Genomic DNA, 16,893 nt, shown 5'->3' with positions numbered 1-16,893 from the left:
TGAAGAGAAATAATCATATTTTTGAAAAAAACTATAAATATTTAAGCGTTTCCACTTGCGTATTAGCGGAAAGTTTACTATCATTATAAATGTAGACATTTGGTGACAAAATTGTGTTCAGAAAAAAAATAAAATTTTTTGCCCCAAAAATGAATGAGTATTCATTCAAGTAGAAAGAAGGAGGTACTTCATGACTAAAAGAATCGGTAAAGTTGCTGTGTTAGGCTCTGGAATCATGGGTTCAGGTATCGCGGCTCATTTAGCGAATATCGGTATACCTACACTTTTGTTGGATATTGTTCCAAGAGAACTAACGGAAGCTGAAGAAAGAAAAGGACTTACTTTAGAAGACAAAGTGGTTAGAAATCGATTAGCGGCAGATTCGATTGAGAAATTGAAGAAACAAAAGCCAGCTCCTCTTGCAAAAAAAGGTAATGTGGATTTCATTGAAGCGGGAAATATGGAAGACGATATGAAACGCCTTGCAGAAGTAGATTGGGTATTAGAAGTTGTTGTGGAAAACCTAGATATTAAAAAGAAGGTTTTTGCTCAAGTAGATGAATATAGAAAACCAGGATCGATTGTTAGTTCAAATACATCAGGCATTTCTGTTGAAGACATGGCCGAAGGAAGGTCAGATGATTTTCGAAGTCATTTCTTGGGAACACATTTTTTTAATCCACCAAGATATTTGAAACTTCTAGAAGTGATTCCTACAAAGGACACATCGAAAGAGATTCTCGATTTCATGCGTCAGTTTGGTGAGGATACTTTAGGTAAAGGTGTTGTTGAGGCGAAAGATACACCGAACTTTATTGCTAATAGGATTGGAACATATGGATTACTCGTTACTGTTCGTGAAATGGTTGAACGTGGATTTACCGTTGGAGAAGTGGATTCAGTTACAGGCCCTGCGCTCGGAAGACCAAAGAGTGCGACGTTCAGAACCCTTGACGTTGTCGGTCTGGATACGTTCCTACACGTAGCGAAAAACGTTTATGACCTCGTTGATGGAGACGAAAAAGAAGTGTTTAATCCACCGGCATTCATGATAGAAATGGCAGAGAAAAAGATGCTTGGAAGTAAAACAGGGAAAGGATTTTATCAAAAAATAAAAGGTGAAAATGGTAGTGAAATCCTTGAGCTTGATTACAAGACAATGGAATATGGTGAACAAAAGAAATTAAAAGCGCCATCAGTACAGCAAAGTAAGCAGGCAAAAGGTAAGGCAGCAAAGATGAAAGCGCTTATTTACGCGAACGATCGCGCTGGGGAATTAGTGTGGAATGTGCTAAAACCAACATTGCTATATGCCGCGGAGAAATGTTCTGAGGTGGCTCACTCGATAAATGATGTTGATCAAGCAATGAAATGGGGATTCGGCTGGGAATTAGGGCCATTTGAGACCTGGGATGCTATTGGTGTTGAAAAATCTGTTGCCCGCATGAAAGAAGAAGGGGAAACGATCCCTGCATGGGTGGAAAACATGTTGGAAAAAGGGATCACGAGTTTTTATGAAGGCGTCGACTCGTACTATCACGATGGGGAATACGCAAAAGCAAAGGTGAACCCAAAAGTGATTCATTTGAAGTCACTAAAAGACAATGACAAGGTGATTATCAAAAATGCAGGGGCATCGCTAATTGATCTCGGTGATGGTATTGCCTGTCTTGAATTCACGTCTCCAAATAACTCTATTGGTCTTGACGTGTTGCAAATGATTAATAAATCGGTTGACGAAGTGGAAAAAAATTATAAAGGACTTGTGATTAACAACCAAGGGAAGAATTTCTGTGTTGGTGCGAATTTGATGATGATGTTAATGGAAGCGCAAGATATGAACTTCCCTGAACTTGATCTCGTTATTCGCCAATTCCAGAAATCAATGGCTAAAATCCGCTACTCCGGTAGGCCTGTTGTCGCAGCTCCATTTGGAATGACATTAGGTGGGGGAACAGAAATATGTTTGCCATCTGCTAGCATTCAGGCTTCGAGCGAAACGTATATGGGGTTGGTTGAAGCAGGCGTCGGATTGATTCCAGGCGGAGGCGGTAACAAAGAGCTTTACCTCAGACAAATTGAACGTCTTCCTGAAGGTGTGCCAGTAGATCACCAAGCTATTGCGAACCGCGTGTTTGAAACGATTGCGATGGCGAAAGTTGGCACGAGTGCACAGGAGGCAGAAGAGCTTGGTTTCATTCGGCCACAGGATAGTATCAGTGTTAATGGCGATCACTTATTACATGACGCAAAACAAAAAGCACTTCATTTAGCCAATGACGGTTATCAACCACCGAAAAGAAAAAAGATTCAAGTTGTTGGAGAAACTGGATATGCGACGATGCTTCTCGGAGCAAAGACAATGAAATTCAGTGGGTACATTTCCGATCACGATTTGAAAATAGCTGATAAACTCGCCTTTACCCTTGCTGGCGGTAGAGTAGCAAAAGGGTCGAAAGTGGATGAACAGTATTTACTAGATATTGAGAGAGAAGCATTTTTAAGTTTAATAGGAGAGCCGAAAACGCAACAGCGTATGCAACATATGCTTTCAAAAGGAAAGCCACTACGTAACTAGTTCGACTAAAGGAGGGGAATTTCTTGAGAGAAGCCGTAATTGTAGCAGGTGCTAGAACACCTGTAGGAAAAGCTAAAAAAGGAAGTTTTGCGAGTGTAAGACCGGATGATTTAGGAGCTATTACAATTAAAGAAACGTTAAGAAGGGCAAAAAACTTTGATGCTAATCGCATTGAAGATGTCATCATTGGTTGTGCGATGCCAGAAGCAGAGCAAGGAATGAATATGGCGCGAAACATGTCTGCTATTGCAGGATTGCCAGATCATGTTCCAGCGATTACGATTAATCGCTACTGTTCTTCAGGTCTGCAAAGTATTGCTTATGGTGCGGAAAGAATTATGCTCGGACATTCGAAAGCGATCATTGCTGGTGGTGCTGAATCTATGAGTCTTATACCGATGGGCGGACACGTGATTGCACCAAACCCAAGTTTAGTAGAAAATGCACCGGAATATTACATGGGCATGGGTCACACGGCAGAAGAAGTAGCAAAACGATTTGACGTTAGTCGAGCAGATCAAGATGCGTTTGCCGTTGAAAGTCATAAACGGGCAGCGAGAGCGATTAAAGAAGGAATGTTCAAAGATGAAATTGTTCCTGTTCCAGTTACATTCCGTTCCGTTGATGAGAATCATAAGCTCGTCGAAAAAGAAGTAAGTGTTGATACAGACGAAGGGGTCCGTGAAGGAACAACGGCAGAAACATTAGCAAAACTAAAGCCTGCTTTTAACGTCCAAGGTGGAACGGTCACTGCTGGGAATGCATCGCAAATGAGTGATGGTGCAGCGTCAGTTCTCGTTATGGACCGAGAAGAAGCTGAAAAAGATGGATTAACGCCATTAGTGAAGTTTCGCTCCTTTGCCGTTGCAGGGGTTGCTCCTGAAATTATGGGGATTGGTCCCGTAGAAGCGATTCCAAAAGCGGTGAAATTAGCAGGTTTAGAGATGTCAGACATAGGTCTCTATGAGCTCAATGAAGCTTTTGCTTCGCAGTCCTTGCAAGTAGTGCGGCAGTTAGGTTTAGACCACGATAAAGTAAATGTCAATGGCGGTGCGATTGCACTTGGACATCCACTTGGATGCACAGGAACAAAATTAACATTAGGGCTTATTCATGAAATGAAGCGACGCAATGAACAATTCGGTGTTGTCACGATGTGTATTGGTGGCGGCATGGGTGCGGCAGGAGTATTCGAACTACTTTAATATAAATGCAAAAATCAAGATAATATGAGGAGGAACGATAATGACGACAGCAGATAAAATCATCAAAGGCGGTAGCTTTTTATTAGATGATATTTCTCCAGATCAAATTTTTACCCCAGAGGATTTGACTGATGAACATATTATGATTGCTAAAACGACAGAGGATTTTGTGAAAGAAAAAGTCGTGCCAGAAATAGAATTTATTGAGAATCATGAATTTGACCGTTCTGTCAGACTTTTAAAAGAAGCTGGAGAATTAGGTTTATTAGGCGCAGATGTGCCTGAAGAGTATGGCGGAATTGGATTAGATAAAATTAGCTCATCTTTAATTACAGAGAAGTTTGCGCTAGCTGGATCATTCTCTTTGTCACACGGTGCTCACGTAGGTATCGGTACGTTACCGATCGTCTTTTTTGGAACAGAAGAGCAAAAGAAACAATATCTTCCGGATCTTGCTAGTGGTGAAAGATTAGCTGCTTATGCATTGACAGAACCTAGTTCAGGATCTGATGCATTAAGTGCAAAAGCAACAGCTAAGTTAAACGAAGCAGGAACTCATTATGTATTAAATGGTGAAAAACAATGGATTACTAATGCTGGATTTGCTGATGTGTTTGTTGTTTATGCGAAAGTTGATGGTGAGAAATTCTCTGCTTTCATCGTAGAAAAAGACTATCAAGGAGTTTCAACAGGGCCAGAAGAAAAGAAAATGGGCATAAAAGGTTCATCGACACGTACGTTAATTCTTGAAGACGCTCTTGTTCCGAAAGAAAATGTACTTGGCGAAATTGGCAAAGGTCATGTGATTGCTTTTAACATTCTGAACATCGGACGTTACAAGCTTGGCGTTGGCTGTATTGGTGGAGCTAAACGCGCGATTGAAATTTCAGCGAAATACGCAAATGAGCGTAAGCAGTTTAAGATACCAATTTCAAAGTTTACCTTGATTCAGAAAAAACTAGCCGAAATGGCAGCGAAAACTTACGCAATGGAAAGTACCATTTATCGTTCAGGTGGTTTAATTGATAAAGCTTTTGATAGTCTCTCAGAAGAAGAACAAAAAGATGGAGCTAAAGTAGGGAAAGCAATTGGAGAGTATGCGATTGAGTGCTCACTAAACAAGTTCTTTGGTTCAGAAGTGCTCGATTTCATTGTAGACGAAGCAGTACAAATCCATGGTGGGTATGGTTTTATGGCAGAGTATGAAGTCGAATCTATGTATCGAAACTCACGGATCAACCGGATTTTTGAAGGGACAAATGAAATCAATCGGATGCTTGTACCCGCTACAATCATGAGAAAAGCGATGAAAGGTGAATTGGCTCTTCTCGAACAGGCAAGTGGACTTCAAGAAGAATTGATGATGATGATGCCAGAAGAAGTCGGCGATGAGCCTTTAGAGCAAGAGAAATATTTGTTAACAAACGCAAAGAAAATATTCTTAATGATTGCGGGAACAGCAGTACAAAAATACGGTGAAAAGTTGCAAAAAGAGCAAGAAATGTTAGCTAATATTGCAGACCTTGTTAATGAGATATTTAATATTGAGTCGTGCGTGTTACGTACAGAAAAGGCAATTAATAAAGACGGATTAGACAAATCGAATCAAAAAATGCTGATGACAGAAATTTATTCACAAGAAGCGTTCAATCATATTGAAGCAATTGCTAAAGAATCACTCGTAGCACTTGAAGAAGGAGATAGCTTACGTACGATGCTGTCGATTTTAAAGAAGTTGACTCGTCACACACCAGTTAATTTGATTGCAAAAAAGCGTGAACTTGCAGTGCGGATCGTCGAGCAAGAAAAATACGTTTTGTAACATCGGTCAGTATTTCAATAAATTACGTTAGACATTTTGGGGCACTCCCCTGCCCCAATGATAATAATACACCTTCTTTCTAAAAGAAGGCATTCTCTTCTCTTAAGCGCAGGAGTCCTATGGAATCATAGGGCTCCTTTGCTATTTCATGAGGTAGATTTCAGGAAGTTCTCGCTGATTATTGATGCGGCCTTTTGCGCCCCAGATATATTTCTAGCAATTGGTCCGATCTCCAACTCCGCTAGCGCTCCTGTTACAAATAATCCGTCCGCCCACATAAGTGAGCGACTGACTATCGGATAGCCACATTGTGCGCAAGGAAGAGAATATCGGCTGATTAAATCCTTTAACCAAGTTCCTCCAGGTAAAGAAGGTTCAAATCCGGTGCAACAAATGATAGTACTTGCTTTCTCGTCAACACCTTTTTCATCATCAGTAATTGAAAGTATTTTATTTTCTTCACAAGAAATGTCTGTTATATTCATCGTTTGGATTGTTAATTCGCTATTCCTTTCGAGTTTTTTGATTTTCAGATACAATTCACGTGTGATCGAACCGCGATGTCTCGCTTGAAAAATAGATTTTCTTCGTTGTTTATAATCTGTCAATTTCGAAAAGCGATGCATGTTTTTTGGGCCGAGCCAACCAGGGTCACTGTCAAAAGAATGAACTCTAAACGGGTGACGTTTAATGAGTGTTACGTTTCGAGGATATTTGTCAACCAAAGATATTGCAGTGTGAACTGCTGTGATTCCTCCACCAACGATTGCAATTGGGTGCTGAAGTTTTTGCAAATCCAATCCTTCTTCAAAAATATGATGAACGGCTGCACCTTGTTCTCTAGCCTTTATTAAATTGTTCGGAATAAACGGTTGTTGACTTAATCCTAATGCAAGAATGACATGTTTTGCATGGATTGTTTCTCCAGAGTCAATCTTGACATGCCAACCTTCTGGCGACTTTGTTAATCCATTTACAGATCCTTTTAACCATGATTTTTCAAGTTGATGATGATTGATTAATTCATTACAATGTTCATTGAAAAAAGTTAACTTAGGACGATGATAGCGTCCGAGAAATACTTTTTGTTGATTTTGATACTTTTTCCCAAATTGATCGAGTGAGAACGGAGAAGAAGATATGTGATGAACGAAAGGAGAACGTAAAAAAGGCATGCTAATACGACTAGTCATTTGCTTCCACTTTTCCAATGGATGATCATGAGGATCTATAATTAGAATGTCTTTAGTTGTAGCGACCTCTTTTTCCAACAAGTGGACAGCTATGGTTGTCCCTTGAATTCCTCCACCGATAATGACCCATTTTCGCATAAAACCCCTCCTTTTTTGTAGTGGTTTTCTTAAAACGTAACTATTACGTTTTATATTATATTGGTTTAAAGAAGTATTAACAAGGGAAAATTATTAACTGAGCAGGAAATGTGATAATAACATCGAAAGTAGTATACGATAGAGATAATTGTCTTTTCTATCAAGGATTACATTTAATCTTAATGAAATAAGCGTAGTAGTGAGAAGGCATATCAATCTAGTTCTACCTAGCATGCACCAAAAGGAGGTTTTTAAATGAGTGTAATTTTTTACCATTACCCTAAATGTGGCACTTGTCGCAAAGCAAAAAAATGGCTTGATGAACATGAAGTGACTTATGAGGCGATTGATATTGTTGAATCTCCGCCTAGTAAAAAAGATCTTCACTCGTTTTATCAAGCAAGTGGGTTGGAGTTAAAAAAATTCTTTAATACGAGTGGAAAAAAGTATCGTGAATTGGGATTGAAAGACAAAGTAAATACAGCTTCTGAGGACGAATTGTTAGAAATCCTTGCTTCAGATGGGATGCTGATAAAGCGGCCACTGACAACAGATGGTGAAAGTGTCACGGTAGGCTTCAAAGAAGAAGTTTTTGATGAGGTTTGGAATAACAAGTAGTAAAATTTTGCAACTTTGTTGCTCTACTTTCTTCATATGTATTATAGTAAAAGAGAGTGTCGAGCTGCAATGTACATAAGAAGCTTGAAACGGCAGTTCACTTTTGTTAGACGTTAAGATCCATTGCTTGGACGTTTGAAAATTTAGAGAAACATTACGGAGGGACTAAACATGAATTTACCAAAAGATTTTAAGTATTCAGAAGAACATGAGTGGGTCAAAATTGAGGGAGAAAAGGTACGGATTGGAATTACAGACTTTGCGCAATCCGAATTAGGAGATATCGTGTTTGTAGAACTCCCTGAAGTTGGGGATGAACTTGAAGCAGACGAGCCTTTCGGAAGTGTAGAGTCGGTTAAGACAGTCTCTGAACTTTATGCACCAATTTCTGGTAAAGTTGTCGAGGTGAATGAGGAGTTAGATGATTCACCGGAATTTGTAAATGAGTCACCATTTGAGAAAGCATGGATGGTTGTTATTGAGCCATCTGATCAGTCAGAAATCGATAAGTTAATGGATGCAGAAGCTTATGAAAAAATGACGAAAGAAGACTGATATTTCAACATTTAACCCTGGATGCTAATGGCATTCAGGGTTTTTTGAGTGCGAAATATCTAACCTTGGAGTGGCTAGTTGTTGTCGTGATATCGAATAAATTCTTTCCCATTGATGATACTAAGTAATAAAAGGAGGCTATAATAACTATGGAAAGAGTAGATTATTTTAATGAAATGGGAGAAGAAGAATTAGACCCAAAGTCTCTAAATAAAAGTATGAACGGTGAAGCCAAGTCTCGTGTCGACATATCTAATCAAATTGAAAAAAAGCAAGAAACGGATGATGAAACGGCCATTTATTTTCAGTCCGAAAAAATAGGGCATATTGTTAAAAAAGGACCTGGATATTTATATGAAATGTCTGAAGGATTTGAATTTGAAAATGAAACATTTTATAAAGATGATCAATATGAACCAAGGAAATATCCAAAATCCTATGTAGAAGAGACTGATATGGGTTGGAGCTAATCCACTATGGATAAAAAAGGTTGCTCATAAATTGAGTAGCCTTTTTTTGCATGGCTCGCCAAAGTGTCACAAGAAGAAGCGAGTTGTGCCCCATGGCGAGTGGAATTTGAAGGGAAGTGTCACAAGAGAGAGCGAGTTGTGCCCCATGGCGAGTGGAATTGGAAGAGAAGGGTCACAAGAAGGTGCGGCTTGTGCCCCATGGCGAGCAGAATTGGAAGGGAAGTGTCACAAGAGAGAGCGAGTTGTGCCCCATGCCGAGAAGAATTTGAAGGGAAGTGTCACAAGAGAGAGCGAGTTGTGCCCCATGGCGAGTGGAATTGGAAGAGAAGGGTCACAAGAAGGTGCGGCTTGTGCCCCATGGCGAGCAGAATTTGAAGTGAAGTGTCACAAGAGAGAGCGAGTTGTGCCCCATGGCGAGCAGAATTGGAAGTGAAGTGTCACAAGAGAGAGCGAGTTGTGCCCCATGCCGAGAAGAATTTGAAGGGAAGTGTCACAAGAGAGAGCGAGTTGTGCCCCATGGCGAGTGGAATTGGAAGAGAAGGGTCACAAGAAGGTGCGGCTTGTGCCCCATGGCGAGCAGAATTTGAAGGGAAGTGTCACAAGAGAGAGCGAGTTGTGCCCCATGCCGAGAAGAATTGGAAAGAAAGGGTCACAACAAGAAAAGCGGCTTTCTCTAATGCACCTCCCCGAAACTTAGCTGCTGAAATTCTCAATCAGATAAAATCAACTCTTTTCAAATGGTATTCAATGACTTATTATTTAGAGAGGCGAAATACTATTTAATTTTCAGAGCCGATTTGCTGTGAAATATTGTCTTGAATGAGAAAGAAGAATGGGGAGAGAAAATGGCAAGTATACTAGGCGATTGGAAAGAACAATTCCGCTATTATAATAGAAATGTTCGGTTATTTTTAATAAGTTCCATGCTCGTTCACATTGGCATGGGGATTTTTATGATTATTTATAACTATTATATACGTGAACTTGGTTATGATGATCAGATGAATGGGTCTGTGATTGCGATGCAATCAGCAGCAACAGCTTTATTACTTTTGCCGGCAGGGATTTTAAGTGATCGCATCGGTCGCAAAAAATTAATCGTCGTTGGGGCAGTTTTTACTGCAATCAGCTTGTTACTTAGGGCAACATTGTCGATAGATATTTTGCTTCTTTCGGGTGCTTTTATGACAGGAATGTTTATGGCACTTATCCAAGTTTGTTCGATTCCTTTGCTAGCTGAAAACTCTACGGAAAAACAACGCGTTCATTTGTTTAGTTTTAATTTTGCAATTATTATGCTTGCAAACGTGGTTGGGAATACACTTGGTGGAACACTGAGTGATTTTTTTAACGTTATTATAGGGCTGTCAAGTCTTTCGAGCATAAGAATCACTTTAATTATTGGTGTTGCTTTCTTCTTCGCATCTTTGATTCCAATGATAAAAATTCGCGAAGAAAAAAAACTAACTAGTAAAACAGTACAAGAACGTTCTTTCAAAAAACTGTTCAAGATACATCGAACAGGATTGAAAATTATCCTCTTATTTGCTGTTGCCCAAATTATTATTGGATTTGGTTCTGGACTAGTCATCCCTTATTTAAATTTATATTTTGTCGATAGATTTGAGGTGTCACATACACTTGTAGGACTTATTTTATCTTCTGGACAGGCGATGACCGCTGTTGCATTAATGATCGGGCCCGCTGTTGTCCGAAAAGTCGGCGAGGTAAGAGCTGTAGTGATACTTCAGTTATTATCGATTCCATTTTTATTAATTACTGCATTTACAGAAACACTTTGGATTGCTGTTATTGGGTTTTTATTTAGACAAGCCCTTATGAATGCCGGAAACCCAATCCAAATGTCATTAATGATGAAGAGTGTTGACGATTCGATGAAAGGCTTAGCAAACTCGGTTGGGCAAGCGGTTTTTCAGCTCGGTTGGGCAGTTATGGGGCCAATTTCTACGACGATCGTGATGGTACATGGCTCGTATTCTGGTTATGCAATTGTGTTTTCAATTACAGCTAGTTTATATGTGATTGCAACAGTATATTTCTACCTAGTTTTTAGCAAGCCAATCGCTCATAAACAAAAAAATAAGCAAGAATCTCGAATAATATAAAGGAAAAAGACCTAGTTGTGGAGAACTAATTTAGAATAGAGATTCACGTTTACGAACGTTAGTTTTTTAAATGACGAACCAACTAGGGGCGAAATGTATGCGAACATTACTTGATTCTGTGATGAAAGAAATGAAGCGATCAGAACATATGGAAACTTTATTATTAAAACACCATATTCAACTATGCATTACTTCTGGAAGTGAATCCTGGTATATTGTATTTGATGGGCAAGTACCGCACTTCATATCGGCAAATGAAGAAGCGTGTGATGTAGTGATTGAAGGAGATGACGAAGCATTAACACAATTACTGCGCGGAGAAGATTTTTTATTGGCAATGAAACGACGTGGCGACCTTAATGTAACAGGCTCATTGAAATATTTGCTCTGGATCGAATCACTCTTTTATTTATCAAATTCAAATCGAAGATAACTGAATTCATTCTTGTGTTGACAAGATGAGTGGACAGTGATAACATCCATATCAGACTTTAAAAATTCTATTATATGAATTCTCTTATCAAGAGAGGTGGAGGGATTGGCCCTATGAAACCCGGCAACCATCAATTTCTTAAAAATGGAAGGTGCTAAATCCAACAAAACAGGAAACTGTTTTGAAAGATGAGAAGAAAGATTTCAGCGATGAATGAACCTTTCTGCTTTTCTTTCGGGAGTAGATAGGTTTTTTTTCTGTGCTTAGATCGAAGCATAAAGTGATTACTTATTGATTTAACTATTGTTAAGTCTCTTACTCTGTGTATTAACTATACTAAACAGGTTGGTTTACTTGATTTATAGATGTGAATTGAATATGCTTTTTAATAGCATTGTAGTTTATTGCTATTTGTAGAGCGACAAGAAAGCGAGTGATAGCAGTGATTAAATTATCAAAACTCGCCAAAACATTTCAGTTAAAAGATGGAAATGTAACAGCGGTAGATAACGTTAATTTAACGATTGAAAAAGGTGAAATTTACGGAATCATCGGTTACAGTGGTGCTGGAAAAAGTACGTTGATTCGGTTATTAAATATGCTTGAGACGCCTACATCTGGTGAAGTGACAGTAGCGGGGAAAAATATGAATAACCTCTCTAAAAAAGAGTTACGCTACGCCCGGCAAGAAATTGGGATGATTTTCCAACACTTTAACTTACTATGGTCAAGAACGGTTGCAGAAAATATTGCTTTTCCGTTGGAAGTCAAAGGGGTTGCAAAAGCGAATAGAAAGAAGCGAGTAGAAGAATTAATTAAACTTGTTGGCTTAGAGGGGCGCGGAGGTTCTTATCCTTCACAGTTAAGTGGTGGCCAAAAGCAAAGAGTAGGGATAGCACGTGCGCTTGCTAATGATCCGAAAGTTCTCCTTTGTGATGAAGCGACATCTGCGCTTGATCCTAAAACGACTGATTCGATATTAGATTTACTTGTTGACATTAACCAAAAGTTAGATTTAACGATCGTATTAATAACGCACGAAATGCACGTCATCCGAAAAATTTGTCATCAAGTTGCGGTGATGGATGGTGGCCGAATTGTTGAGGCCGGGCTTGTATTGGATGTTTTTAAACAGCCGAAAGAAAATATGACGAAGGAATTTGTCAAACAAGTAACCGAACCGGAAGAAACAGAAGAAGCGGTTCGGCATTTGTTAGCAAATGAAGGCATTGGGCAAATTTTACAACTTACATTTGTTGGTGGGGAAACAAACAAGCCACTCATGACAGATGTTGTCCGTAAATTTGACGTCTCGATCAGTATTCTGCAAGGGAAAATTTCTCAAACGAGAACCGGTCCATATGGATCCTTGTTTATTAGTGTAACGGGAGACAATCACTTAATAGATGACGTGATTTCGTTTATCCGTGAGCAACAAGTGGAAGTCGAGGTGGTTCACGGTGGCTAATATTTTATTATTAACAAATAATTGGTTATTACCAAATGTTAATTGGGACAATATGAAAGTAGCAACAGAAGAAACGATTTATATGTCACTTATTGCATTACTTTTTACGTTTGTTATCGGTATTTTCCTTGGTTTAATATTATTTTTAACCGACCGAGGGCAACTGTGGCAAAATAAAGTGATTCATGGAATTACTGCTGCCTATGTTAATATTTTTCGTTCTATACCATTTATTATTTTAATTGTTCTTCTCATACCTTTTACACGATCATTAGTAGGAACGATGCTTGGTCCTACGGCAGCCTTACCAGCTTTGATCATTGGTGCTGCTCCATTTTATGCAAGGATGGTAGAAATTGCATTAAGAGAGATTGATAAAGGAGTCGTTGAGGCGGCCAAGTCGATGGGGGCAAATAATGGGCAAATTATTTTCAAAGTTTTATTACCAGAATCAATGCCTGCACTTGTATCAGGAATTACAGTAACAGCGATTGCTTTAGTTAGTTACACAGCGATGGCTGGTGTTATTGGTGCAGGTGGATTAGGTGATCTAGCCTTCCGCGATGGATTTCAGAGAGGCAATCCTGATATCACATTGGTAGCAACAATTGTTGTACTCATAATCGTTTTTATTTTACAGTATATTGGCGATTATTTGACAAATAAATTAGATAAGCGATAACCGCTTAAAAAAAATCAAGGGGGAAACATCATCATGAAGAAATACTTACAAAGTTTAAGTGTCGTAGCATTATCAGTAGGACTCCTCGCAGCATGTGGCGAAGGGGAAAGTAATAACGAAGAAAATTCAGCAGGTGCCAATAATAACAATGAAGAAGCATCTAATAATGCAGGTAATGAGAACGAAGAAGCATCAAATAACAACGAAGCTAACGAAAGTGTCGAGCTTGAAAGCTTAGTTGTAGGAGCTTCAAATGTTCCTCATGCGGAAATTCTTGAGTTCGCTTCACCGCTTTTAGAAGAAGAAGGAATTGCATTAGAAGTCGTACCTTTCAACGATTACGTACTACCTAACGAAGCTTTAGCAGAAGGTGAGTTGGACGCTAACTATTTCCAACACATCCCTTACTTAGAGTCGCAAATTGCAGAACATGATTATGATTTTGTTAATGCAGGTGGGATTCACATTGAACCGATTGGTGTTTACTCTCAAGACTATGCAACTTTAGATGAATTACCAGATGGTGCGGAAATTATCATGAGTAGTGCCGTATCAGATCACGGTCGGATCTTGATGATGCTTGAGGAAGAAGGCTTAATCACATTAGCTGAAGGTGTAGGCATTGAAGCTGAAATTAGTGACATTGTTGAAAATCCACGTGATCTTCAGTTTCAAGGAAATGTAGAAGCAGCGCTGCTTACACAAGCATATGATGTTGGTGAAGGTGATGCGGTATTGATTAACTCGAACTATGCGTTGGATGCTGGTTTAAATCCATTAGAGGATGCAATTGCAACAGAATCAGCAGATCTGGATAACCCTTATGTGAATGTAATTGCTGTAAACAGTGGTGACGAAGATGACGAAAGAATTCTAACACTACTTGATGTATTGCGTTCAGAAGAAGTCCTAGATTTCATTATTGAAGAGTATGACAATGCGGTTGTTCCAGTAACTGAATAATAGCAAATGGATTGAATTTGGCAGTACCTCTAAACAGAGGTGCTGCTTTTTCTTTTGGCTTTTTTAGATACTGATTGGAGTTGAACAAGTGGTGGATATGGAGAGTAGGGAGCAAAACCGCTTAATTACGAGCTGAAGAAGGATATGGGGAGAGAATTTGGGAGTGAAAAGGCGTAATTGGAACCGAACAATTGTGGAAGTGAGAAGATAGGAAGCAAAACAGCCGTAATTCGATCCGAACAATTCAAAATGCTAAAGAGTACGGATCACAAACGACAATTCCCCAGCAAAATATTCTTAAGAATCTTAAATGTTTTTAAACCTCTTTACATAGATATGGATTTTCTAGCCAAAATAACATTATTACATTGATTGAAGGAGTGGAACGAGAATGGAAGAGCAGCATTATGAAGAGTCATCATCAATTCAGGGAGCATTGCTTCATTATAAAGAAGGTATGGGAAGATTTGCCGAACAAATGCCTGACATAGCCCACAAGTATCATGAGTTTTCGGAGGCTTGTTTCCAAGAAGGGAGTCTTTCTAAAAAAGAAAAACAGTTGATTGCATTAGCAATTAGTTTGAATGCACAAGATGAATATTGCATGATTTATCATGTGAAAGGGTGCTTAGATCAAGGAGCATCCAAAGAAGAAATTTTAGAAGCGGTCGCCGTTACAGGTGCGTTTGGCGGCGGCGCGGCGCTTAGCCAAGCGGTCACATTAATTGAAGATAGTATTACAGAATTTACGGAAGGTTTTCTGTCATAATAAGGTTAATTGTGATGATTTCGCTTCGTATTATAAAAACAAGAGTAATTGCTAGTAATGCAGAAGGATTCTATTAAAAATAGTGGTGAGGTTTCTTGACACAATCACATGGGACTGTGTCAGATAATATCACAACAAATGAAGATTGGTTCAAAACATTCAGAATGCTACAATAAATCTTGTTAATAACGATTGCCCAAACAAAGTTGAATTGTAAAAAAAGTTTAATTAATGCTTTGGTCATGAGCAATCCAAAAAACGAGAAGGGAATGTGATTTATTATCAATCAGATTCATACGAAACACACAGGTGAGATGGAAAAAGCGATGTACCAATCATATGGAATCGGGTATGTAGAGTATAACCTTACATTAGACAATCGCCTTAAAGTAGAAGAAGAAAGAGAAAAAGATTACCGCAAGAGTTTAGCCATTGTGGAAGAACTGCAAAAGTAATCGTATCGAAAAAAATGGGAATACTCCCTACCAATATTTTTATAAAAAACGAGTTGGTATGATTTCATACTAGCTCGTTTTTTATACTTTAAAAATGTTTAACTTCGCTAAAGGGTTAAAGTATAAGAAAAACTAAGGCTTTCGCCGTGAAGGACTTGGCGATAAGTCTTAGTTTTTCTAGTGAGGTTGAGTCCTAGCTCATCACAATATATAATAGTTTTGATTAAGTAAACAAGAAGGCATATTCCTATTGTAATTAAGATTCATTCTCAATTAGATACCGGAAATTTACACCTATTGAGAAAATTATAGTTACTTAAGTGCCGATCAATGAAGTGACAGACATCTGATAAACTAGAAATAAAGTAGAATTTCTATAATATGAGAAGAGTAATCAGTTAGTTTTTTTATGATTTTCTTATGTGTTTGTTGGATTTGATGCATAGAATCAAGCTGTTTGGAGATTATTAGGGGAATGATAAAAAAGAATTATGTATATTCCTTGAACTGTTTTTGGATTTGATATAAGATTGTAATGAGAATAAATTGAGAATGTGGTGGATCTATGTATTCATTATATTGCCATGCTCTAAATCAAGTTTTGAAAAAATAAATGGAGGTATGTAACATGACGAAACCAAATTTAACAGTCAAAGATCTTCATGTATCAATTGAAGAGAAGGAAATCCTGAAAGGTTTTGGGATTGAAGTGAACGGTGGAGAAATCCACGCAATTATGGGACCAAACGGAACAGGTAAGTCCACGTTAGCGTCTGCGCTTATGGGACATCCTAAATATGAAGTAACGAAAGGTGAAGCGACGCTCGGGGGCAAGAACCTTTTTGATATGGAGGTAGATGAGCGAGCACTTGCAGGACTATTCCTTGCGATGCAATATCCAAGTGAGGTTTCTGGTGTAACAAACTCTGATTTCATCCGCTCAGCGATGAACGCTGGACGTGAAGAAGGAGACGAAGTTTCACTTATGAAATTTATTCGCCAAATAGATGAAAAAATGGGTACTTTAGAAATTGATGAGTCATTTCAACATCGTTATTTGAACGAAGGATTTTCTGGTGGGGAAAAGAAGCGCAATGAAATTCTCCAACTTCTTATGCTTAAGCCTAAAATCGCGATTCTTGATGAAATTGACTCTGGTTTAGATATTGATGCATTACAAGTTGTAGCTAAAGGGATAAATGAACTCCGCAGCGATGACTTTGGCTGTATGATCATTACTCACTATCAGCGTTTATTGAATTATGTGAAACCTGATTTCGTACATGTAATGATGCAAGGCCGGATTGTGAAATCTGGTGGACCTGAATTAGCTCAGAAACTTGAGGAAAATGGTTATGAGTGGATCAAAGACGAACTAGGCATCGAAGACGAAACTGTAGGTCAAGAATAGATTCGGT

The 16,893-nt window shown here is 38.7% G+C and carries 17 protein-coding genes and 1 riboswitch; of the genes, 16 read left to right on the top strand and 1 reads right to left on the bottom strand.

What is annotated here, in order from left to right; all coding sequences use genetic code 11:
- Positions 1-190 precede the first annotated feature (190 nt).
- The 3 genes from ACM26V_RS12950 to ACM26V_RS12940 are packed head-to-tail and all read left to right on the top strand — an operon-like array spanning position 191 to position 5,605.
- The gene (locus ACM26V_RS12950) at positions 191-2,578 is read left to right on the top strand and encodes a 3-hydroxyacyl-CoA dehydrogenase NAD-binding domain-containing protein (protein ID WP_416147125.1); all 2,388 of its coding nucleotides are present in this window, start codon (positions 191-193) and stop codon (positions 2,576-2,578) included.
- A 23-nt stretch (positions 2,579-2,601) separates the two neighbouring features.
- A complete protein-coding gene (locus tag ACM26V_RS12945; RefSeq protein WP_416147124.1) occupies positions 2,602-3,783 on the top strand; it encodes an acetyl-CoA C-acetyltransferase in 1,182 nt (393 codons plus the stop codon).
- 40 nt (positions 3,784-3,823) lie between these two features.
- The gene (locus ACM26V_RS12940) at positions 3,824-5,605 is read left to right on the top strand and encodes an acyl-CoA dehydrogenase family protein (protein ID WP_416147123.1); all 1,782 of its coding nucleotides are present in this window, start codon (positions 3,824-3,826) and stop codon (positions 5,603-5,605) included.
- 146 nt (positions 5,606-5,751) lie between these two features.
- Here the strand turns inward: ACM26V_RS12940 and ACM26V_RS12935 are convergent, their stop codons facing one another.
- Complete coding sequence (locus ACM26V_RS12935) at positions 5,752-6,936, bottom strand: FAD/NAD(P)-binding protein (RefSeq protein ID WP_416147122.1); 1,185 nt, start codon at positions 6,934-6,936, stop codon at positions 5,752-5,754.
- Between the two features lie 255 nt (positions 6,937-7,191).
- Between ACM26V_RS12935 and ACM26V_RS12930 the strand changes: the two genes are divergently transcribed.
- The 13 genes from ACM26V_RS12930 (at position 7,192) to sufC (ending at position 16,886) form a co-directional block, all read left to right on the top strand.
- Positions 7,192-7,554, top strand: a complete 363-nt coding sequence (locus tag ACM26V_RS12930) for an arsenate reductase family protein (protein ID WP_416147121.1) — start codon at positions 7,192-7,194, stop codon at positions 7,552-7,554.
- A 171-nt stretch (positions 7,555-7,725) separates the two neighbouring features.
- Positions 7,726-8,109, top strand: a complete 384-nt coding sequence (gene gcvH / locus ACM26V_RS12925) for a glycine cleavage system protein GcvH (protein ID WP_416147120.1) — start codon at positions 7,726-7,728, stop codon at positions 8,107-8,109.
- 149 nt (positions 8,110-8,258) lie between these two features.
- On the top strand, positions 8,259-8,579 hold the full coding sequence (locus ACM26V_RS12920) for a DUF2553 family protein (RefSeq protein ID WP_416147119.1): 321 nt from the start codon (positions 8,259-8,261) through the stop codon (positions 8,577-8,579).
- Between the two features lie 145 nt (positions 8,580-8,724).
- Positions 8,725-9,012, top strand: coding sequence for a hypothetical protein (locus ACM26V_RS12915; protein WP_416147118.1), 288 nt, complete (start codon positions 8,725-8,727; stop codon positions 9,010-9,012).
- 83 nt (positions 9,013-9,095) lie between these two features.
- Positions 9,096-9,362, top strand: coding sequence for a hypothetical protein (locus ACM26V_RS12910; protein WP_416147117.1), 267 nt, complete (start codon positions 9,096-9,098; stop codon positions 9,360-9,362).
- Between the two features lie 62 nt (positions 9,363-9,424).
- Positions 9,425-10,705 carry an MFS transporter gene (locus ACM26V_RS12905; RefSeq protein WP_416147116.1) on the top strand — a complete coding sequence of 427 codons (1,281 nt, stop codon included), beginning with the start codon at positions 9,425-9,427 and terminating at the stop codon, positions 10,703-10,705.
- Positions 10,706-10,802: 97 nt separating this feature from the next.
- The gene (locus ACM26V_RS12900; protein WP_416147115.1) at positions 10,803-11,138 is read left to right on the top strand and encodes an SCP2 sterol-binding domain-containing protein; all 336 of its coding nucleotides are present in this window, start codon (positions 10,803-10,805) and stop codon (positions 11,136-11,138) included.
- An 81-nt stretch (positions 11,139-11,219) separates the two neighbouring features.
- Positions 11,220-11,333, top strand: a riboswitch (SAM riboswitch).
- Between the two features lie 247 nt (positions 11,334-11,580).
- Positions 11,581-12,606 (top strand): methionine ABC transporter ATP-binding protein, encoded by a 1,026-nt coding sequence (locus tag ACM26V_RS12895; RefSeq protein WP_416147114.1) that lies wholly within the window; start codon positions 11,581-11,583, stop codon positions 12,604-12,606.
- Between the two features lie 52 nt (positions 12,607-12,658).
- Positions 12,659-13,288: a methionine ABC transporter permease gene (locus ACM26V_RS12890; protein WP_416151877.1), complete on the top strand. Its 630-nt coding sequence runs from the start codon at positions 12,659-12,661 to the stop codon at positions 13,286-13,288.
- 33 nt (positions 13,289-13,321) lie between these two features.
- Positions 13,322-14,251, top strand: a complete 930-nt coding sequence (locus tag ACM26V_RS12885) for a MetQ/NlpA family ABC transporter substrate-binding protein (RefSeq protein WP_416147113.1) — start codon at positions 13,322-13,324, stop codon at positions 14,249-14,251.
- Between the two features lie 391 nt (positions 14,252-14,642).
- Entirely contained in the window at positions 14,643-15,020 is a 378-nt protein-coding gene (locus tag ACM26V_RS12880) for a carboxymuconolactone decarboxylase family protein (RefSeq protein ID WP_416147112.1), read from the top strand.
- A gap of 326 nt (positions 15,021-15,346) precedes the next feature.
- On the top strand, positions 15,347-15,475 hold the full coding sequence (locus ACM26V_RS12875) for a hypothetical protein (RefSeq protein WP_416147111.1): 129 nt from the start codon (positions 15,347-15,349) through the stop codon (positions 15,473-15,475).
- 628 nt (positions 15,476-16,103) lie between these two features.
- Positions 16,104-16,886: a Fe-S cluster assembly ATPase SufC gene (gene sufC / locus ACM26V_RS12870; protein ID WP_416147110.1), complete on the top strand. Its 783-nt coding sequence runs from the start codon at positions 16,104-16,106 to the stop codon at positions 16,884-16,886.
- Positions 16,887-16,893 lie beyond the last annotated feature (7 nt).

It is taken from the genome of Salipaludibacillus sp. HK11, from assembly GCF_047795645.1.
GTDB lineage: Bacteria > Bacillota > Bacilli > Bacillales > Salisediminibacteriaceae > Salipaludibacillus.
This window is presented reverse-complemented; position numbering and strand designations above follow the sequence as displayed.